Below are 19,803 nucleotides of genomic sequence, written 5' to 3'. Positions count from 1 at the left end.
GTCATGAACGAATACCCCGTAGTAGTGGTCGGCGCAGGGCCCATCGGTCTCGCCGCCGCTGCTCATCTGACCGAAACCGGTTCCGACGTCGTGGTTCTCGAACGAGGCTCGTCCGTAGGTGCGGCCGTCGCAGAGTGGAATCACGTTCGGCTGTTCTCCCCGTGGTCCGAGGTCGTCGACCCCGCTGCTGCCCGGCTGCTCGAACCCACCGGCTGGACCGCGCCGGACGGCGCCACTTATGCCACCGGACGCGAATGGGTCGAGCAGTATCTCGCGCCCCTCGCAGCTGTCCTCGGCGACGCCGTCCGAGTCGACTCCGAGGTGGTCGGCGTCGCCCGCCGCGGACGCGACCGCGTGGTCGACGCCGGCCGCGACACCGAACCGCTGTCGGTGCACATCCGGCATTCCGACGGCGGCGAGGAACGCATCCTCGCCCGCGCGGTCGTCGACGCGTCGGGCACGTGGGGATCACCGAATCCACTGGGCAGCGAGGGACTTCCGGCCATCGGCGAGAAGGCCGCCGCTGACCGGATCGACTACCGGGTGCCCGACTTGACCGACCCGACGACTCGATCCGCATTCGCGGGCAAACACGTCGTCATCGCCGGTAGCGGCCACTCGGCCCTGACCGCGATCATCACCTTCGCCGAACTCGCCGCAGAGGAACCAGGAACGACACTCACCTGGGCCGTGCGCCGAGGCGTCACCGCGGAGGTCTTCGGCGGCGGCGAAGCGGACGAACTCGCGGCCCGCGGCGCGCTCGGCCAACGTGCGAAGAAGGCAGTCGACGACGGATACCTCACCGTCGTCTCCGGATTCCGTACCGAAACCGTTGCGGTGGAGGATGGTTGGCTCGTGCTGATCGGCGACACCGGTGCCCGCATCGAGAACGTCGATCGCGTCGTCGCGCTTACCGGGTTCCGCCCCGATCTGTCCTGGCTGTCCGAGGTTCGCCTCGATCTCGACCCCACCCTGCAGGCACCGAGATTCGTCGCGGAATTGGTCGACCCCAACATGCACTCGTGCGGATCGGTGTCCCCGCACGGCGTCGACGAACTCACCCAGCCCGAGCCCGGCTTCTACCTGGTCGGCATGAAGAGCTACGGCCGCGCGCCGACGTTCCTGGCGATGACCGGATACGAGCAGGTACGCAGCATCGCAGCCGAACTCGCCGGCGACCACGAGGGCGCACGGAAGGTGGAGCTGACGCTTCCCGACACCGGCGTCTGCGGTGGCGCAGGCCTGTTCGACGAGCCCGACGCACCGTCGACCGGCGGTTGCTGCAGTGCCCCCAGAGAAGCTGTGGCGCAACTGATCTGACGCGAGCCCTCCGGGAGGTGAAACAGTCGACTACACCTTCTGGGAGAGAAAGAGTTCGGTGAGCCAGCGTTGTGATTCGTCGAGCCACTGGCGGTAGTGCCCCATCGCGCAATGATCGTCGTCCGGATAAAGGATCACAGTGCCGTTTGGAGCGGCGTCGGCGAGGTCGACACTGTCCTGGGTGCTCATCAAAGTGTCGTGGTCGCCGTTGATCACCAGCAGAGGTATCGAGATGTCGGCGTATCGGTCCCGAATGGACAGAGCGGACAGTTTGCGCTTGAGGTCCAGCGGATGTCGCGCGCCGAGTGTCTGGGCGAGGGCGTGGAGAATGATCTGCGGGGTTCCCAGCGCCCCACCGGTGAAAGAGCGGTGCGTTGGAGCGCCGCACGCGATGGCACCGGCGATCCGGTGGTCGGTGGCGGCCAGGCGGGCAGTCCAATATCCACCGAAACTGACCCCCACCATGGCAATCCGTTGGGAGTCCAGGCGATCGTCGGCCACCAGGTGGTCGATGACCTCGTGGTAAACCGCTTCGGATTCCGGGCCCATGGGCTTGGTGTAGGCGTAGCTGCCGGGCATCTCCATCAGGAACATCGCCATGTCCGAGTCGCGGTATCGCAGTTGCGGTATCGCCAATTCCTGGGCGGTGCCCTCGAGCCCATTGGTGGTCAGCACAATCGGGTGCGGTCCCGGTCCGGGCGGCAGAACGAGATAGCCCGCCACGGTTTCGCCGCCGGAGACTGCCATCTCGACGAACTCGACGTTGAGGTTCAGCAGTGGGGCCACGGCGCCGATGAGGACGTCGAACAGTTCTCGTGAGCGCCGATAGGCTTGCATGCGCTGCTCACTGTGGCCGGGAAAGGCGCTGACCTGGTAATAGGTCATGGCCTTCACCCAGGCGTCGAGTGCCCGGAAGGCGGTCGTCACCCGGAGTCGATCGGCCGCGGGTGCGTGGGCGGCGACAAGGTCGGTGATTGCGCCTGCGCTCGGTTGTGGACCGTGGTCGGCAAACAGTGCTGCTGCGGGAGCGATCAGATCAGCGAGGGCCTCACCGTCGGCCGCGGTTGCGGGTCCGCCGATATTCGGGACGGTTCCGACGGCGAGGTCGCGGAGCAGCCCGGTGGCGAGATCGGCATGGCTCGACGCGATGCTGTTCCAGTAACCACACCAGCGGTCGTCGCGGAACGAGCGAATGCCACTCAACTGGTGGGCGAATGCGGTGCGGTCGAGACCACCCATGTTGGCGTAGCGCAGGGCGAACAACGCGGGCAGAAACGGTGCGACGCCGGTCGCTCGCGCCGCAACATCGGTGGTGCGCGTGATGGCGCAGGCAGTGACGAACATCTTCTGCAGCACAGACACCTCGGAACCTACTTCGCGCACGATGACTTCCCACCCTTTCGGAACGATCGTTCCGACGCTAACATCGAATCACGCTACACGGAACACTCGTTCCGTTACTGAAAGGAATCGTGCGGTGAAACTGCGACGGATACGGACCGCGGACGGGCTGCAGTTACAGACCTCGACCACAGGTGAGTCCTGGCAACCGACACTCGACCGGTCGGCCTTGGGCGGCCGCGTTTTCGATCCCGAGTGGGAACTGGCCCGCGCCGATGAACACCTCCAGCACAGTGCGCTGGTGCTGCCGTTCCAGCCGGCTTCGTTCCGGGACTTCATGCTCTACGAACAACATGTTCTCGACGCGAGTCGGGGCTTGCTCCGGCGTTTCCATCCGAAGCAGAGCCGGGCAGTGGCCGGCGTCGAGGCGCTCACCCGACGGCCTTTTCCGCTGCTGCGCCCCAAGCCGCTTTTCTACACCCAACCCATCTACTACATGTCCAACGCGCTCACCTTCGTCCCCTCGGGGACTGCGCTCGCCGCCCCGTCCTATGCGAAAGCGCTTGACTACGAACTCGAGATCGGCTTCGTCCTGGCACGGGGCTTGTTCGACGCCACCGTGGACGAGGCTCTCGACGCCATCGGAGCGTTCGTCGTCCTCAACGATTTCAGTGCCCGCGACGTTCAGCGCTCCGAGATGGACAGCGGATTCGGGCCACAGAAGTCCAAACACTTCGCGACCTCGCTCTCGGAGGTGGCCGTCACCGCCGACGAGATCCTGCCCACGATCGACTCCTTGCGGGGAACGGTCACCATCGACGGCACCATCGTGTCCACCGTCTCGAGCGCCGGGATGCAGCACACCATCGGGGAAGTACTGGCGCATGCCTCCCGCAGTGAGACACTCCGGCCCGGTGAACTGTTCGCCACCGGCACCCTGCCCGGCGGCAGCGGGATGGAAACCGGACACTGGCTCACACCTGGATCCACCGTGGAACTGGCCATCGACGGGATCGGCAGCATCAGCCACGTCATACTCGATTCGTGACGTTCTCCGCCCCCGAAGACCCGCCTGCTCGATCGAAACGGGACGCCAATCGCGCAGAATTGCAGACCCGCTTGCTCGACACAGCCGAGGAACTTTTCGCCGACCGCGGCTACTTCGGTGTCGGTGTCCGCGATATCACCGACCGCGCACACACCCGATTGGCCTCGGTCAGTGAGCAATTCGGGGGTAAAGAAGCGCTCTTTCAAGCCGTGCTGGCGCGACGCATCCGCCCTCTCAACGACGATCGACGCGCTCATCTGTCGGCGCTACCGACGCGTGGAACCCGGCCCGCACGTCTTCATGCACTGATCGACGCGTTCACCGAACCGATGCGCCGCCGTGCCGGTGACCCTGGATGGGACAACTACTTTCGGCTCATCGCCCAACTCTCGAACTCGGGCAACCCGATCGGTCGCCTGATCGTCGACGACTTCAACGCCATCGCCACCGATTTCATGACCCAGATGCGCACACTGTTCCCACACGCGAACGAGGTGGCAATTCACGACGCGTACCTGCATCTGGTCGCCGCCGCGATGCACACCTACTCCAACAATCTCCGGCTCGACAGTCTCACCGGGGGCCGAATGCATGCACGCGACATGGACGAACGCCATAGAGCGTTGCTGCGCTTCGCCGAAGGGGGCATCACCGCGACGGTGACTCGTTCTGCCTCCGACTCACCGTTGTACCGCGACGAAGCAGCCACTCAGCCGAAAGCCTGATACCCCAGCCATCCGGCGAGCACGAGTCCCAGAATCCCGACTCCGACGCGCAGGACGATCGGCGAGATCACTTTGACGGTCGGTGGCCCGCAGGCCCCGCCGACGAAGCAGCCGATCGCCAGCGCCAGGGCGGCCAGCCAATTGACCTGACCGGAAAACGAAAAAATAATGGCGGCAATGAGATTGGCGATACCCAGGAAGAAGCTCTTCAGAACGCTTGCACGCCAGAAGGTATCTGCGGTGCAGATCAACGCCAGCGCAAGAAATATGACGCCTGCTCCGGCGCCGAAATAGCCGCCGTAGATCGCGACGGCAAACAGCGCCAGGGGATAGAGCGTCGGAAACTGTTTGTCCCCGGACAACTTTCGAATTCTCGGCTGCAACAAGAGCGCAACCGCAGCCATCGCGACCAGGAACGGGACAACCGCCTCGAACGATCCGTCCGGGGTCACGAGCAACAGAACGGCGCCGGTGCTACCGCCCAGTGCGGAATAGATCGCGTACCGAACCAACTGCTTGCCGTCCTTGGCCAGCTCGGCCGAGGAACTCGCAGTCGCTCCGACGCCGGCAGCTACCAGAGCCACGGTGTTCGTCACGTTCGCCGACACTGCGGGCAAGCCGACCGCCAGCAGCGCCGGATAGGAGACGAGCGAGGCGAGCCCGGTGACGAACCCGATGAGCCCAGCGAAGAACCCGGCCACCACCAGAAGTCCGAAATCGAGCACAGTCACCGAATAAAACTACCGTGCCTAACTATCTGGTCCACATCACTCGACGGGGTTCGCCATCTCCTGCAGCAAACGGCTCGTCATCCGCACTGCCTGATCCCCACCGTCTGCGTCCTCGATGTACACCGCGAAGGCGACGTCACCACTGGTGGCGAGGACGAACCGATCGTCGCCGCTTTCCCCGGCGAAACCCTGGACACCGTCGAACGTGTCGAGGCCGCTGCTGCTCGACGAGTCGGCGAGTATGCCGCGCAACCGGTTCGACGCGTCCGCTCCGATCGGCTCCGACTCGCGGTCGGCGACGGCGGTCTGTCCGGCGACGATGGTGGGAATCGGTGCGCTGCCCCGCGAGATTGCCGCCGCCATCTGGGCAAGTCCGAACGGCGTCACGGTCGCTTCGTCACCGGAGGCCGTGGACACGGTGCGGATGCCGTCGATTGCACTACGACTGTCCGCGGGAGTCCCGGTGTAGGCGTCGAGACCGGGCATCGAGTAGTGAATTCCCAGGCCGAGCCGCGCGGCTGCGTCCTCGCCGCTGTCGTCACCACGATCGGACTGCACAGCCCTGATCAGATCCGACGCGGTGCCGGCCGGGTAGGAACCGCCGAAGGCCACGTCGCCTTGCTCGTTCGCGTAACTGTTCTGTGCCGCACCGATGATCGCGCCGGTCGAGGTGGACAAGGCCACGATCGACGCGGACGTCCCTGCCATCACCACTGCGTTCTCGGCCGCGAGTTGCACGCGCGGATCGAGCGTGGCGTGCAGATCCGGCCCACCCGGTCCCTGGAATCCGACGCGGCGCTCGCCGGTTCCGTCGACGGTGTACGTGTCGACGGCCCATCCCGCGGTGGCGTCGCGACCGGCTTGCCATGCGGCACGCAGAGAATCGAGCACCGGTGACGTGATACGCCGGTCGTCGACGATGAGCTTCGGTTGCGGGGCAACCACCACACCCGGCACGGCCCGCAGATCGTCCTCGAGAACGGCGAAGTCGTCGTCGCGCAGGGTCACTGCGGTGATCGGTGCACCGCCGGCCGAATTCAGCTCTGCCATCATCGATTCGGAGGTGATGAGCGGAGCGACGACATCGATGATGTCGGCGAGTTGCTGGGTGGACGCAACCGGATCACTGGTCTGCGCCGGGTCGAGGGAGATGGCGTTGATGGTCCGCTCACTCATCAGCACGTTGTTCGCGGCGTCGAAGATCAACGGGGGCGCAGCGTCGGTGCGGGTGTAGCGGACCGACCCACCGGAGGTGAGGTCGGGTACGAGCGTGGCCGGATCCCACGCGATGCGCCAGCCCACGCTGAGTTTCTTGGTCGAGCCCTGTGCGCTGTACTTCCAATCCTTGCCCTCGCCGAAGTTCCACGCGGACGCGAGAGTGAAGAAGCCGCTCTCGTCGGAGAGGTCCATGTACTGGGTCAGGTCGAAATCGCCGGTGGACGTGCCGCCGGCCGACAAGCCGTCGAACATTTGGTTCAGAGCCGCTGCCGCGGCGTTCGGGTAGGTCGTCAGCGCGGCGGCGGCTGCCACATCGCGGTTGTCCAGCGCATCGACGAAGTTCGAGACCAACACTTCGGCCTCGCTCGGTGGCCGATCGACCATCCAGAACACGGCCGAGACCGTCAATGTCGCCGAGGCTGCCACGGCGACGAGGTAGCGACCGCGAACCTTGCGCGGGCCACGACGGAGACGACTCATAGAACTCATGAGTCACAATATTCACTGTAGTCACACGAGTAACAAGCACGGTATTCATACGAGCCGGTCACGATTGAGATACGTCGCGGTCGGTCGACCGCAGGCCGGTCACCTCAGAAAGCGACCCGCAGCCTCGATGGCGGGTGCCGAGCTACCCGCGTTGTTCACGAAGACCGCGAACGCGAGATCGCCGGAAATCCCGACGAACCAACCGTGAGCGCCTTCGTTGTTGGCACCGAATTCAGCGGTGCCGGTCTTGCCGAGCAACCCGGGGATGTCGTTCAGCGCCGTGGCCGTGCCGCCGGTGATGGTCTCGCGCATCATCGTCTTCAGCTGCTCGGTGACCTGCGGGTTCACCGCTGCCGGCTGCATGTTGCCCACGCCGGGCTCACCGGCGACGACCGTCGGCGCACGCAATCCGTTGTTGGCAATGGACGACGCCACCAGCGCCATACCGAACGGCGACGCGGTCACCTGGCCTTGGCCGATGGCGGATTCGACGCGCTGCGCCGGGGTATCGGCCGACGGCACCGAGCCGGTGACGGTGGTCAGGCCCGGGGTCACGTAGTCGACGCCGAGGCCGTACTGAGCAGCCGCGTCGGTCAGACCGTTCGGCGGGAGAGCGACACCGAGCCGGCCCATCGTCGTATTGCAGGACTTGGCGAAGGCGGTGTGGAGCGGCACGTCGCCGAGAGCGAAGTTGTCGTCGTTCGGGATCTGCCTGCCTTCGATGTTCTCGGTCGCCGGGCAGGGCAACACCGTGTCGGGGGTGACGGCTCCGGACTGCAGAGCAGCCGAGGTGGTAACCGTCTTGAAGGTCGACCCCGGCGGGTACAGGCCGGTCAAGGCAATCGGGCCCTCGGCATCCGCGGCGGCGTTCTGCGCTACGGCCAGAACATCTCCCGTCGACGGCCGAAGCGCAACGATCGCCGCCTGCTGCGGCACCGAGGCCAGGGCGTCCTCGGCTTTGAGTTGCAGCGCCGAATCGACGGTGGTCGCGATGTCCTCACCGGTGCTCGCATCGCGTCCGGCGAGCTGGGTGACGGTGCCATCGGCCGCGACCGCTTGGATCGCCCAGCCACGATTGGCGGCTTGCTCGTGCTCCCACAGCGTCGTCAGGTCACTGAGTACCGGCGAGACGAGGTCGCGATCGGTGGCCAACAGTCGCGTCTGCGGGGCGAGCGTGACTCCGGGGATAGTCGCGAGCTGCGCGCCGATGGGGTCGATGTCGGCCTGGCGGAGCGAGACGATTGTTGCTGAATTCCCCTGCGCGGCAGCAACGCTCGACGCGATGGATTCGGCGGTGATCCCCGGAACGACGGGTCCGACGAGATTTGCGACGGCCACCGGATCGGCCGTCGCATCGACGTTGACAAGGGTGACGACCTGCTGCGACATGAGCTCGCTGCCGTTGGCATCGAAGATCCGAGGCGCGACGAGCGCGTCGGTCGGGGTGAACCGCACGGAGGAATCGGCCGTCAGCCCGGGCACCAGCATTGCCGGGTCCCAGGTGATCTTCCATCCCTGCTGGGTCTCGGCGGCAGTTGCCGAGGTGGTGTAGTTCCACTCCTTCGGCTCACCGTCCGGTTCGGCGGTGCCGTCGGTGGTCGTCGAGAAACGCCAGCCGGCGTTCAGCGTGAACGTACCGGCATCCTCGTTGGCGTCGACAGCCTCGAAATCAGGAGTCGCCGTCACCGTTCCGCCGCCCGAGAGCCCGTCGTACAACGCGGTGAGCGCCGCGGTCGCTCCGGCGGGATCGGTGGTGAGGGCAGCCGCCTGATCGATATTGGAGCTGTTGACCGCCTCCGCGAACTGCTCCGCAACGGTCTGCGGCTGATCGGGACCACTGTTTCCGCAGGCAGCGAGCACCATCGCCAGTACGGACACCATCGCGGCCAGAGTCGTCGGTCTTCTCGTTGTGCGCACGGAGTCGATCATGCCTCAGCCCTCCGCCGAACTGCTGGTGGCGCGTTTCCAGATCTAGGTGTAATCATGTAATCAGTCTTACAACACAACATGAGGAGTCATCATGAAACCCAACGGACGCTCGTTCGGACGCCCCGGCGGCTGGCAGCACGCAGACATCCCGAATGCCACGGACGCAGCCGAGTGGTTCGGCGGCCGACTCCCCGACTCCTGGTTCGACGGCGACGCATCCGTCGAGGTCGATCGTGAGGAGATCGTCGTCGTCGGCACCCTGCCCACCGAACAGGACAGTTCACCCGCGGCCCTCGAGGGCCGCATCGCCCGCTTCCGCGAGACCACCCGCGGTGACCGCATGCAGATCGCCGCGGAGGCCGAGAAGCGCTACGGCCGCAAGGTCGCGTGGGGCGTTCGGACCGAATCGGAGGTCATCCTGTTCACCCATCTCGCGGTTCCGGTGATGACACGCCTGCGTCAGCCCGAGCGTCGCGTCCTCGACACCCTCGTCGATGCCGGCGTCGCTCGCTCCCGCGCGGACGCCTTGGCCTGGGCGGTCAAGCTGGTCGGTGAACACACTCAGGAATGGCTTGACGAGCTCCGCGGGGCCATGGAGACGGTCGACGAGCTACGCAAGAAAGGCCCGTCGATCTAATTCGATTGCGTACCCGTCGGGTTCGGGGTTAGCGTGGCATTCGCCCTGTTGCCCACAGATTCGGAGAGGCCATTGCTCTTCCAAAGGTTCTAGACGCCTGCTGATCGTCCGCACGCTTACCTTTGGAGCGCCCATGCCTCATTCATCCTCCCTTTCTGTCTCGAATCTGACGTTCACCTGGCCCGACGGCGACCCCGTGTTCGACGCCGTGTCGGTTACATTTCCAAGTGGCACAACAGGTCTCATCGGCTCCAACGGTGCCGGAAAGTCGACGCTGCTTCGGTTGCTCGCCGGGGATCTGACGCCGCAACACGGTTCGATCTCGCTTCCCGGCGTACTGGGCCATCTGCGTCAGGACGTCGCACTCGATCCCGATCTCCCGGTGGATCGCGTGCTGGCTATCGATTCGATCCGAAAATCGTTGCATCGCATCGAATCCGGGACGTCGACTGAGGAGGATTTTGTAGTCGTCGGGTCTTCCTGGGACGTCGAGGAACGCGCACTGGCGCTGCTGGACAAGCTCGGACTCGGCACCATCGTCGGCTCGATCGGCGACCTGGATCGGGCGGTCGGCACCTTGTCGGGCGGCGAAGCCATGCTGTTGGCTCTCACCGCGCAGTTGTTGGTCGAACCCGATGTTCTGATGCTGGACGAGCCGACGAACAACCTCGATCATGTTGCGCGAGAACGGCTGTACACAGCCATCGACGGCTACGCGGGTGTGCTGATCGTCTGTACGCACGACCTCGAGCTGCTCGAGCGGGTCGACTCCATCGCCGAGGTGCGCGCAGAACGCAGCGGCGTCTCGCGACTTCGCATGTTCGGCGGAAACTACCAGCACTATCGAGCAGTGATCGACGCCGAGCAGGACGCGGCACGGGCGACCATCCGCGATGCGAAGAACGACGTCCGCAAGCAGGAACGCGAATTGATCGACACACGAATCAAACTCGACCGACGTCTGCGCTACGGCAAGAAGATGGAAGAGCAGAAGCGCGAACCCAAGATCATCATGGGTGCGCGAAAACGCGCCGCACAAGAATCGGCCGGAAAGCTACGCGGCACCCACACCGATCGCGTCGACGACGCCCGGTCATCGCTCTCGGCCGCCGAGGATCTGCTGCGTGACGATCGCGAGATACGCGTCGACCTGCCGGCGACGAAAGTTCATCCCGGGCAGGTGGTTCTGGTGCACGAGGACGTGCGCATCGTAGGACCGGAGCGCATCGCCCTGATCGGGCCGAACGGGAGTGGCAAAACCACCCTGTTGCGCACACTGCATGCTGCCGGCGCAGAGGTGCCGTGGAAGTACCTGCCGCAGCGACTCGACGTCTTCGACGAATCGCGAACCGTTGCCGAGAACGTTGCCGACGTGGCACCGCACGCGACGGCCGAACAGATCCGGGGACAACTCGCCCGATTCCTGTTCCGCGGAGCCGACGCCGATGCCGTCGTCGCCACCCTCTCCGGAGGCGAACGACTGCGGGCTGCACTGGCACGAATTCTGCTGGCAGAGCCTGCTCCGAAACTGCTGATGCTCGACGAGCCGACCAACAACCTCGACATCGCCAGCCGGCAACACCTCATCGAAGCCTTGGAGACATTCGAGGGTGCACTGATCGTCGCGAGCCACGATCGGCCGTTCCTCGATGCCATCGGTCCCACCCGCACCATCGACCTCACCCCGATCGCCGAGTCCGCCGAAGAAGCGCACACCCGGGAGGAGTCAATGTGACATCTGGTGGCCCTTTCGGGGGTCAATGTCACGTCGAGTGGACTCGAAGGAAGACAATCGGAGGGTGGAGTACGCCTCGAATGCCGACGATGGGACACGGATCGCCTACACGGTGGTGGGGTCCGGGCCGCCGTTGTTGATGGTGCACGGCAGTTTTCTGACGCACACCATTTGGCGGACGTTCGGCTATGTCAAGGCGTTGCGCGGAAGTCGGCAGTTGATTTTGATCGACAGTCGCGGACACGGCCGCAGCGACAAGCCGCATACTCCCGACGCCTATGCGATGGCCAACATCGTCGGCGATCTGACTGCGGTACTCGATGCGGTGGGTGCGCAGACCGTCGACTATCTCGGATACTCGTTCGGGGCACGGGCCGGGTTGGCGTTGACGGCGGCAGCGCCCGGACGAGTGCGATCACTGGCCGTCGGCGGCGGTAGTCACGGCGCTCAGGCAGGCGCGTTCGATCGCCTGTTCTTCCCGGGATGCGCGGATGTGTTGGAGCAGCGCGGCATGGACGGATTCCTCGACGTGTGGAGCAGCCACCGCATGTTCCCGATCGATGCAGGAACCCGGGCAGTGTTCTCCGCCAACGATTCTCTGGCCATGGCCGCGTACATCCGAGCGTCCGACGCCGATCCCGGTCTACCGGACGAGGCGTTACAGAGATTCACTCAGCCGTCGCTGTTCTACGTCGGCAGCGAGGACCGGACCCGGCTCGACGACACTCGTGCCGCGGCCGCTCTTGTGCCCGACTCCGAATTGCACGTCATCCGCGGATTCGACCACGCGACGACGATGGCCGCCTCTGAAGAGGTGCTCAGCGCCCTCGAACGGTTCTGGGGCAACTGACCTCCGCGTCCACAATTCGCCTCGAGAATCGGGATCCCGCTTCCGCAGGCAAATAGTGGACACTCACATCACCTACGCCAACCGAACCCTGCGCGCCCGTACCAACTGACCTCAGCGCCCACAATTTGCCTCGAGAATCGGGATCCCGCCTCCCACAGCAAATAGTGGGCGCTCACATCACTTCTTCAGCGCGGGGAACTGGTCGTCACGCCACTCGGTTTCCAGCGGTCCGACGGCCGCGTCCTCACGGGCGCGCAACTCGACGCGGCGGATCTTCCCCGAGATGGTTTTCGGCAGCTCGAAGAACTCGATACGCCGAACGCGCAGGAACGGTGCCAGGTGCTCGCGGGCATACTTCAGGATCTCGAATGCCGTGTCCTCGTTCGGTTCCCAGCCCGACGCCAATGCCACGTATGCCTTGGGAACGGCCAGTCGCGTCTCGTCGGGGGCGGGCACCACTGCAGCCTCGGCCACTGCGGGGTGTTCGATGAGCACGCTTTCGAGCTCGAACGGCGAGATCTTGTAATCGGAGGCTTTGAAGACGTCGTCGGTGCGGCCGACGTAGGTGATGTACCCCTCGGAGTCCCGTGAGGCGACGTCACCGGTGTGGTAGTAACCGTCGGCCATGACGGCGGCGTTGCGCTCGGGGTCACCGAGGTAGCCGGTCATCAGGTTGAACGGCCGCTGTGCCAGGTCGAGGCAGATCTCACCCTCGTCGGCGAGTTCGCCGGTGGTGGGGTCGACGATCACGACGGGAACGCCGGGCAGTGGCCGGCCCATCGAACCGGACTTGAGTACCGCGCCGGGCGTATTGGCCACCAGCGCAGTGGTTTCCGTCTGCCCGAATCCGTCGCGAATATTCAGGCCCCACTCCCGTTGCACCGTGGAGATCACTTCGGGATTGAGTGGTTCACCGGCACCGATTGCCTCGCGGAGTGAACCGCCACCACCGGCAAGGTCAGCTTGAATCAGCATGCGCCACACAGTCGGTGGTGCACAGAAGGTCGTCACCTCGGCGCGGCGGATCTGTTCGAGCAGCGCCTTCGCGTCGAACTTGCCGTAGTTGTAGATGAAGATGGTGGCCTCGGCGATCCACGGCGCGAAGAAGCAGCTCCACGCGTGTTTGGCCCAACCGGGTGAGCTGATGTTCAGGTGCACATCGCCGGGGCGAAGCCCGAGGAAGTACATCGTGCTCAGATGTCCTACGGGATACGAGATCTGAGTGTGTTCGACGAGCTTGGGCTTGCTGGTGGTGCCGGAGGTGAAGTACATCAACAGGCGGTCGTCGGGCGCAGTGACGGACTCGAACGGCCGAGCCTCGACAGAACGAGCCTCGGCATAGTCGACCCAACCTTCACAGGCCGACGTGGCAATACGCAGGTAGTCGCCGGGAACGTCGTCGAATTTGCCGGTGTCCGAGGGGTTCACGATCACGGCGCGGGCATTGCCGCGCACCACTCGATCGGTCAGATCAGCGGGCCCGATGGCCGTGGTGGTCGGCATCAGCACGGCACCGAGTTTCATCACTGCGAGCATCGACTCCCACAGCTCCACCTGGTTACCGAGCATCAGGATCACCGAGTCGCCGCGACCGATTCCCTGTTGCTCGAGCCACCGAGCCACCTGGTCGGAGCGACGAGCGATGTCGTCGAAGCTGTATTTGGCCTCGCTGCCGTCTTCCTCGACGATCCACAGCGCAGTGCCGTCGTTGCCGCGGGCGATCGCGTCGAACCAGTCGATCGCCCAGTTGAACGTCTCACCGAACGACGGCCACTCGAAGGTCGACACGGCTCGGTCGTACTCGCCGTACGCGTCCAGCAGTAGATCGCGAGCGTTCCTGAATGCCGTGTATGCCGTGTCGACCATGTTTCCTCCTGCGCCTGTGATGCCCATCACCGCCACGGTAGGGGAGATGAACAATCCATCGCTACCCCTGAACGGGGGTAACAACTCCGCTAGCCTCGATTCCCGTGGCCATCAGATACTTCGCGATCGCATGCGCATTGGGGATAGTCCACGCCGCGTTTTCCGGCTATTGGGCCGCAGGTGGACGTTGGATGCTCGACACCGTCGGTGCCTTCGCCACCGAGTGGGTCGACTCCGAACCGGCAACGGCACGAACGGCACTGCTGGTCCTTGCACTGGTCAAACTCGCCGCGGCCATTCTTCCGGCCCTCGCATACATGAACCGCCCACGGCTGGCAGCACAGAACCGGGCCAGGGTGCCGTCGTTGGTTCTCGGCATATCCTGGCCCGGTTCGGTACTGCTGATTCTCTGGGGCGGAGCATCGTTCGTCGGGGCGGTGATCGGGTTGGTCGTCTCGGACGAGAACCGAGGCGTCAAATTCGGTCACCTGTTCTTCGACGGCATCTTTTTGCTCTGGGGCGCAGCGCTTCTGACGGCACTGATCCTGTCCAGAAAAGCCGCGTACCAACCGCGCTAGATCCGTTCGCCCGTCTCCGGGTGGAAGAGATGGATCGCACCGTCGAGTCGCGTCAGTCCGATGCTCTCGCCGATTTTGGCCGGTGCACGCACTGCCGAACGCGCGACCAACGACACGGGTCCCCCGTCGAGACCCTTGACCTTCGGGTCGTCCAGGTGGGCGTAGAGATAGGACTCGCTGCCGAGTTCCTCGATCAGATCGACCTTGCCCTCGAAGCCTTCACCGCCGCCGTGCACGATGCCGAGCTGCTCCGGGCGTAGCCCGACAGTGACGTTGTCGAGACCCAGGCTCGCGAGCTTGGTCAGCTCGTCGCGTTCGAGGGGAAGCAGGAAGCTACCGATCTGTACGCCACCCGAGCCGATGGGAACCGTCATCAGGTTCATCGCCGGCGAACCGATGAAACCGGCGACGAACGCATTGACGGGGTTGTCGTACAGGTCTGTGGGAGAGGCGAACTGCTGCAGTTTGCCGCCGCGCAACACCGCAACACGATCACCCATCGTCATGGCCTCGACCTGGTCATGAGTGACGTAGACCGTCGTGGTGCCGAGCCGACGCTGCAACGCCGCGATCTGCGTACGCGTCTGGACGCGCAATTTCGCGTCGAGGTTGGACAGCGGCTCGTCCATGCAGAATACCTGCGGTTCACGAACGATTGCGCGACCCATGGCAACTCGTTGACGCTGACCACCCGAGAGCTTGCCGGGCTTTCGGTCGAGGTACTCGGTGAGGTCGAGGATCTTCGCGGCCTCGGCCACCTTCTTCGTACGCTCCTCGAGAGACACACCGCGCATCTTCAGCGCGAAACCCATGTTCTCCCCGACGGTCTTGTTGGGGTACAGCGCGTAGTTCTGGAACACCATCGCGATGTCGCGGTCCTTCGACGGCACACCCACCATGTTCTTGCCACCGATCTCGATGGCACCACCGTCGATCTCCTCGAGGCCGGCGAGCATCCGCAGCGCGGTGGACTTGCCGGAGCCGGAAGGCCCGACCAGCACGACGAATTCGCCGTCCTGGATGTCGAGGTCGAGTGAATCGACGGCGAGCTTGTCGGCACCTTCGTAGACGCAGGATGCCTTCTTGTACGTGATTGCAGCCATGAGACTTTCTCCTACTTGATTGCGCCGAAGGACAGACCGCGCACGAGCTTGTTCTGCGCGAACCATCCGGCAAGGACGACGGGAAGTGCTGCGAACGTCGCAGCAGCGGAAAGCTGGGCCCAGTACAGGCCCTGACCGGTGATGAATCCGACGAGGTACACCGGAATCGTCTGGGCCTGAACGGCAGTGAGGTTGACGGCGAAGAAGAACTCGTTCCACGAGAAGATCACGCAGATCAACGACGTCGCCGCGATACCGGGCGAGACCAGCGGCAGGATCACCTCACGCACCGAGGTCCACAGCGACGCACCGTCCATGCTCGCGGCCTCGAGCAGCTCGCTCGGCACCTCGAGGAAGAACGAGCGCATCATCCACACGGCGATGGGAAGATTCATCGCGGTGTACAACACGACCAAGGTCCAGATGTTGTCCAACATTCCGATGTCGCCGACGATGACGTACAGCGGGACAATCGCCGCGACGACCGGGAGCATCTTGGTGGAGATGAAGAAGAACAGCACGTCCTTCGTCTTCTTGACCGGACGCAGCGACAGCGCGAAGGCGGCCGGAACACCCAGCAGCAGAACGAAGATCGTCGAGACGACCGTCGCGAATGCCGAGTTCAGCAACGTGGTGCCGATGCCGCTCTCGAGTACACCGCGGTATTGATCGAGGGTCGGGGTGAAGAACAGCTTCGGCGGATCGGAGTACGCGTCGGCCTCCTGTTTGAAGCCCGTGAGGACCATCCACAGCACCGGGAAGAAGAACGCTATGCCGGCGACCCAGGCCACGAAGGACCAGATGGAACCCGGGCCCCACTTGCTCTTGCGCTTGATCGGCGCGGCGTCGGTCGACTTTTCTACGGTTGCAGTACTCATCACGCTGCCTCCTCGGTTCCGCTGAAGCTCTTGAAGATCAGTCTCAGCGCCAGGGTGCTGACGATGATGGTGGCGACCACAGTGACGACGCCCATGGCCGCGGCCTGACCGATGTCGAAGCCGAGGAACGCTCGCTGATAGATGTAGAAGGGCAGGTTCGCGCTCGCCACACCCGGTCCGCCCGAGGTCATCATGTAGACGGCGTCGAAAGTGTTGACGAGGTAGATGGCTCCGAGAACGGCACCGAGCTCGATGAATCGGCGCAGGTGCGGGAGGGTGAGCTCACGGAAGAGCTTGATCGGGCCCGCACCGTCGACCCGTGCCGCTTCGGCAATGTCCTTCGGCATGGACTGCAGGCCGGCGAGGATGAGCAGCATCATGAACGGGGTCCACTGCCAGATGAGGTTCGCCATGACGGCAGGCAGCGGGTAACGCGAGACCCAGTCGATCTGATCGACACCGAACGGGCTCAGTGCGAAGTTGATGAGGCCGAAGACGGGATCGAACATTGTGGTCTTCCAGATCAATGCGCCGGCCACCGGGGTGATCAGGAATGGAGTGATCAGCAATGTGCGGATCAGACTGCGGCCGATGAACTTACGGTCCAGGAGCAGCGCCAGGAACAGCCCGAGAACCACCGAGATGATGACGGTTCCCACGATCATGATCACCGTGTTCAGGGCGACCTCACGGAACTGGCTGTCCTGGAATACCGCGACGTAGTTGTTGAGCCAGTTGAACTTCTGAGAACCCGGTCGAACGAGGTTCCACGACTGCGTCGAGTAGTACAGCGTGAACAGGAACGGGACCTGGGTGACCAGAATGGCGAACACCATGGCCGGCAGCAGCGGGCCGCGGCGACGCCACCCTTCCGCCTTCGAGATCGTTCTCGGTCTCGGTACGAATTCCTCGGAATCGGTCTGCGCCGATCGTGTTTCGGTGGTGGTCATCCCTGGCCCTCCTGGTACGTCTTGCCGACCACTTCGGCGTACTGCTGCGCTTGTTCGAGCGCGTCCTGGACGCTGATTCGCCCTGCCACTGCGGCGCTGATCTGTTGGCTGACGCGGGTTCCCAGGTCCTGGAACTCGGGAATGGTCAGGAACTGCACTCCGGTGTACGGAACCGGATCGACCGTCGGATTGTTGGGATCGGCACCGTTGATGGAATCGAGGGTGACCTGACCGTAGGCCGCGGAGGCTTCCTCGTACTCGGGAATCTCGTAGGTCGACAGCCGGCTACCGGGAGGCACTCGCTCCCAACCCAATTCGTTGCCCACCTTGTTCAGGTACTCCTTGCTGGTCATCCACGAGACGAACTTCCATGCGTCGTCCGGGTTTTCGGACGTCTTCGGGATACCGAGTGCCCAGGAGTACAGCCACCCGTTGTCACCCTTGACCGCCGACGGGGCCTTGGCGTAGCCGATCTTGCCGACGACATTGCTCGACGTGGGGTCCTCCAGGACCGACACTGCCGACGTCGCGTCGTACCACATCGCGGTGTTTCCCTGGGAGAGCTGCGTACCGCACTCGCTGAAACCACTTGTCGCTGCTCCGGCTTGACCGTGCTCACGGACCAGGTCGACGTAGAACTGCACGGCCTGTTCCACCTCTGGGCTGTTCAGCTGCGCGTTCCAGTTCTCGTCGAACCACCGTCCGCCGAAGGCGTTGATGACGGTGTCGAGTGGTGCCAGAACCTCACCCCAACCGGGCTTTCCGCGCAGGCAGATACCCGAGACGTCCGGGCTGTCGAGCTTCGCTGCGGCGTCGGCGACCTGCTGCCAGGTGGGCTCCTCGGGCATCGTGATGCCTGCGGCCTCCATCAGATCCTTGCGGTACATCAGGAACGACGACTCACCGTAGAACGGCACCGAGTACATGCTGCCCTCGTAGGACAGCGATTCCTTCAACGTCGGGATGAAATCGTCCTCGTCGTAACCCGGCGTGGCGTCGGCATATTCGGAAAGGTTGGTCAACCAACCGTTCTCGGCCCACTGCGGAGTCTCGAAATTGCTGATCATTACCACGTCGAACTCACCGCCGCCGGTCGCCACCGAGGCCGTGATCTTGGCACGAGCCTCGTTCTCCGACAGCGACACGAACTTCAGATTGATACCCGGGTTCTCCGCCTCGAACTCCGGAGCGAGGGAAATGGCATCGGACATCTGCGAATTCGAGACGATCGCAACGGTGATCGTCTTGCCATCACCGTCACCACCGAACGAGCCGGCACCGGCACATCCGGACAGCACCAAGGTTGTCGCGAGCGACGCCGCGACAGCCACTTTCGGTAAAACCCTCACTGAAATACCTTTCCATTGGAGGTCGCCGTTGCAGGAGCGTGCGCAACGAGCCAACGTGCACTTTCGATATCGGTGACCAAGATCGACGCCAGGCCACCGCGCAACGCACCGAGCAGCGCTTCGTGTTTGCGTTGTCCGCCGGTGACGAGCACGGCCCGATCGCAGGCTCTGATGGCATCGAGCCCTACCGACACGGTTCGGCCGGGGAGCGATCCCCCGGTGTCTTTGCCGTCTGCGTCGTAGAACCGTCCGCCGATCTCGCCGACCGCACCGAGGCGGCGCAGTTCGTCGAGCACCTCGAGGTCGATGAAGCTGCCCTCGAACAGCGTGGTGGACGTGGAGACGGGACCGATGCCGTACATCATCACATCGGCATCGGTCCCGGACTTGAGGGCGCGCGAGATCACCGAATCCTGCTCCAACGCAACCACTGTCGCCTGATCGGCGTACAGCGGAGCGTTGAGCCTGATCGGCGTCGCCTGCAGGTAGGCAGCGCACCGGCCGAGCGTGTACTCGACACCGGTCTGATAGTCGGCCGAGGTGATGGAACCGTCGAGTTGCACCACTGCAGCACATTTGGTGGACCTGGTCTTGAGTGAACTCGCGACGGCCACCGTTTCGGGCCCCCACGTGAACCCGAGAACGTCACGATCCTTGAGCCGACGGGAGAGCAACGTCGCTGCCGCGCGGCCGAGGGATCCATAACCGGAGTCCGTACCGTCGATGACGTCCGAGACGACAAGAACCTCGGTCAGGCCGAACTTCGCTTCGAGCTCTCGCTCGATGTCAGCATGGACGGTGCCCTGCAGATCGTCGGGGACGTTGATCTCGATCGTCACGAGCCCTTGGGAACGGGCACGAGCGACCAGCCGTCCTGCGGTCGGACGCGAAACTCCGAGCTTCACGGCGATCTCGGCCTGCGTGGCACCTTCGAGGTGGTACATGGTTGCGGCGCGCAGAGCCAGCCGAAGATCCTCTCCGGACCGCGCGGACTTCGCCCCGCCGGGCTCCGATCCGTCCATGACGCCTCCTGAATAGTGAGCAGATGCTCAGCTC

At 64.2% G+C, this 19,803-nt stretch carries 17 protein-coding genes; 7 read left to right on the top strand and 10 right to left on the bottom strand.

The window, feature by feature from the left end; genetic code table 11:
- The first annotated feature begins 3 nt into the window (after window positions 1–3).
- On the top strand, window positions 4–1,320 hold the full coding sequence (locus ASG84_RS24720) for an FAD-dependent oxidoreductase (protein WP_057479607.1): 1,317 nt from the start codon (window positions 4–6) through the stop codon (window positions 1,318–1,320).
- 30 nt (window positions 1,321–1,350) lie between these two features.
- Here ASG84_RS24720 and ASG84_RS24715 read toward each other — a convergent pair whose 3' ends face one another.
- Window positions 1,351–2,703, bottom strand: a complete 1,353-nt coding sequence (locus tag ASG84_RS24715; protein WP_057479606.1) for an alpha/beta hydrolase family protein — start codon at window positions 2,701–2,703, stop codon at window positions 1,351–1,353.
- A 94-nt stretch (window positions 2,704–2,797) separates the two neighbouring features.
- Between ASG84_RS24715 and ASG84_RS24710 the strand changes: the two genes are divergently transcribed.
- A complete protein-coding gene (locus ASG84_RS24710; protein WP_057479605.1) occupies window positions 2,798–3,709 on the top strand; it encodes a fumarylacetoacetate hydrolase family protein in 912 nt (303 codons plus the stop codon).
- Window positions 3,706–4,434, top strand: coding sequence for a TetR/AcrR family transcriptional regulator (locus tag ASG84_RS24705; protein ID WP_057479604.1), 729 nt, complete (start codon window positions 3,706–3,708; stop codon window positions 4,432–4,434). Before ASG84_RS24710 ends, ASG84_RS24705 begins: the two co-directional genes overlap by 4 nt.
- Here the strand turns inward: ASG84_RS24705 and ASG84_RS24700 are convergent.
- The 3 genes from ASG84_RS24700 to ASG84_RS24690 all read right to left on the bottom strand — a co-directional run bounded on the left by ASG84_RS24700 (window position 4,419) and on the right by ASG84_RS24690 (window position 8,801).
- Window positions 4,419–5,165, bottom strand: a complete 747-nt coding sequence (locus ASG84_RS24700; protein ID WP_057479603.1) for a sulfite exporter TauE/SafE family protein — start codon at window positions 5,163–5,165, stop codon at window positions 4,419–4,421. The two genes, ASG84_RS24705 and ASG84_RS24700, sit on opposite strands and share 16 nt — an antisense overlap.
- 36 nt (window positions 5,166–5,201) lie before the next feature.
- Window positions 5,202–6,863 carry an NTF2-like N-terminal transpeptidase domain-containing protein gene (locus tag ASG84_RS24695; RefSeq protein ID WP_200936697.1) on the bottom strand — a complete coding sequence of 554 codons (1,662 nt, stop codon included), beginning with the start codon at window positions 6,861–6,863 and terminating at the stop codon, window positions 5,202–5,204.
- Between the two features lie 108 nt (window positions 6,864–6,971).
- A complete protein-coding gene (locus tag ASG84_RS24690; RefSeq protein ID WP_057479602.1) occupies window positions 6,972–8,801 on the bottom strand; it encodes a penicillin-binding transpeptidase domain-containing protein in 1,830 nt (609 codons plus the stop codon).
- A 91-nt stretch (window positions 8,802–8,892) separates the two neighbouring features.
- On the opposite strand from ASG84_RS24690, the gene ASG84_RS24685 reads away from it, so the two are divergent.
- The 3 genes from ASG84_RS24685 (at window position 8,893) to ASG84_RS24675 (ending at window position 12,023) form a co-directional block, all read left to right on the top strand.
- Window positions 8,893–9,438 carry a hypothetical protein gene (locus tag ASG84_RS24685; protein ID WP_057479601.1) on the top strand — a complete coding sequence of 182 codons (546 nt, stop codon included), beginning with the start codon at window positions 8,893–8,895 and terminating at the stop codon, window positions 9,436–9,438.
- A 133-nt stretch (window positions 9,439–9,571) separates the two neighbouring features.
- Window positions 9,572–11,173: an ABC-F family ATP-binding cassette domain-containing protein gene (locus ASG84_RS24680; protein ID WP_057479600.1), complete on the top strand. Its 1,602-nt coding sequence runs from the start codon at window positions 9,572–9,574 to the stop codon at window positions 11,171–11,173.
- Window positions 11,174–11,237: 64 nt separating this feature from the next.
- The gene (locus ASG84_RS24675) at window positions 11,238–12,023 is read left to right on the top strand and encodes an alpha/beta fold hydrolase (RefSeq protein ID WP_200936672.1); all 786 of its coding nucleotides are present in this window, start codon (window positions 11,238–11,240) and stop codon (window positions 12,021–12,023) included.
- A 177-nt stretch (window positions 12,024–12,200) separates the two neighbouring features.
- On the opposite strand, the gene ASG84_RS24670 is transcribed toward ASG84_RS24675, so the two are convergent.
- Window positions 12,201–13,916, bottom strand: a complete 1,716-nt coding sequence (locus ASG84_RS24670; RefSeq protein ID WP_442971035.1) for an AMP-binding protein — start codon at window positions 13,914–13,916, stop codon at window positions 12,201–12,203.
- Between the two features lie 77 nt (window positions 13,917–13,993).
- Here ASG84_RS24670 and ASG84_RS24665 point away from each other — a divergent pair, with 77 nt between their 5' ends.
- Complete coding sequence (locus ASG84_RS24665) at window positions 13,994–14,467, top strand: DUF3995 domain-containing protein (RefSeq protein WP_200936671.1); 474 nt, start codon at window positions 13,994–13,996, stop codon at window positions 14,465–14,467.
- Here the strand turns inward: ASG84_RS24665 and ASG84_RS24660 are convergent.
- The 5 genes from ASG84_RS24660 to ASG84_RS24640 are packed head-to-tail and all read right to left on the bottom strand — an operon-like array spanning window position 14,464 to window position 19,769.
- Window positions 14,464–15,570 (bottom strand): ABC transporter ATP-binding protein, encoded by a 1,107-nt coding sequence (locus ASG84_RS24660; RefSeq protein ID WP_032374789.1) that lies wholly within the window; start codon window positions 15,568–15,570, stop codon window positions 14,464–14,466. The two genes, ASG84_RS24665 and ASG84_RS24660, sit on opposite strands and share 4 nt — an antisense overlap.
- Before the next feature lie 11 nt (window positions 15,571–15,581).
- The gene (locus tag ASG84_RS24655; protein ID WP_032377530.1) at window positions 15,582–16,448 is read right to left on the bottom strand and encodes a carbohydrate ABC transporter permease; all 867 of its coding nucleotides are present in this window, start codon (window positions 16,446–16,448) and stop codon (window positions 15,582–15,584) included.
- Window positions 16,448–17,398 carry a carbohydrate ABC transporter permease gene (locus ASG84_RS24650; protein ID WP_057479597.1) on the bottom strand — a complete coding sequence of 317 codons (951 nt, stop codon included), beginning with the start codon at window positions 17,396–17,398 and terminating at the stop codon, window positions 16,448–16,450. The genes ASG84_RS24655 and ASG84_RS24650 overlap by 1 nt, the downstream gene beginning before the upstream one ends.
- The gene (locus ASG84_RS24645; protein WP_442971034.1) at window positions 17,395–18,747 is read right to left on the bottom strand and encodes an ABC transporter substrate-binding protein; all 1,353 of its coding nucleotides are present in this window, start codon (window positions 18,745–18,747) and stop codon (window positions 17,395–17,397) included. The genes ASG84_RS24650 and ASG84_RS24645 overlap by 4 nt, the downstream gene beginning before the upstream one ends.
- Complete coding sequence (locus ASG84_RS24640; RefSeq protein ID WP_057479595.1) at window positions 18,744–19,769, bottom strand: sugar-binding transcriptional regulator; 1,026 nt, start codon at window positions 19,767–19,769, stop codon at window positions 18,744–18,746. Before ASG84_RS24640 ends, ASG84_RS24645 begins: the two co-directional genes overlap by 4 nt.
- Window positions 19,770–19,803: the final 34 nt, after the last annotated feature.

Origin of the sequence: Rhodococcus sp. Leaf278, from assembly GCF_001426085.1 — a bacterium.
GTDB lineage: Bacteria > Actinomycetota > Actinomycetes > Mycobacteriales > Mycobacteriaceae > Rhodococcoides.
Note: the sequence above shows the minus strand (reverse complement) of the source record. Positions and strands in the feature narration are given on the sequence as shown.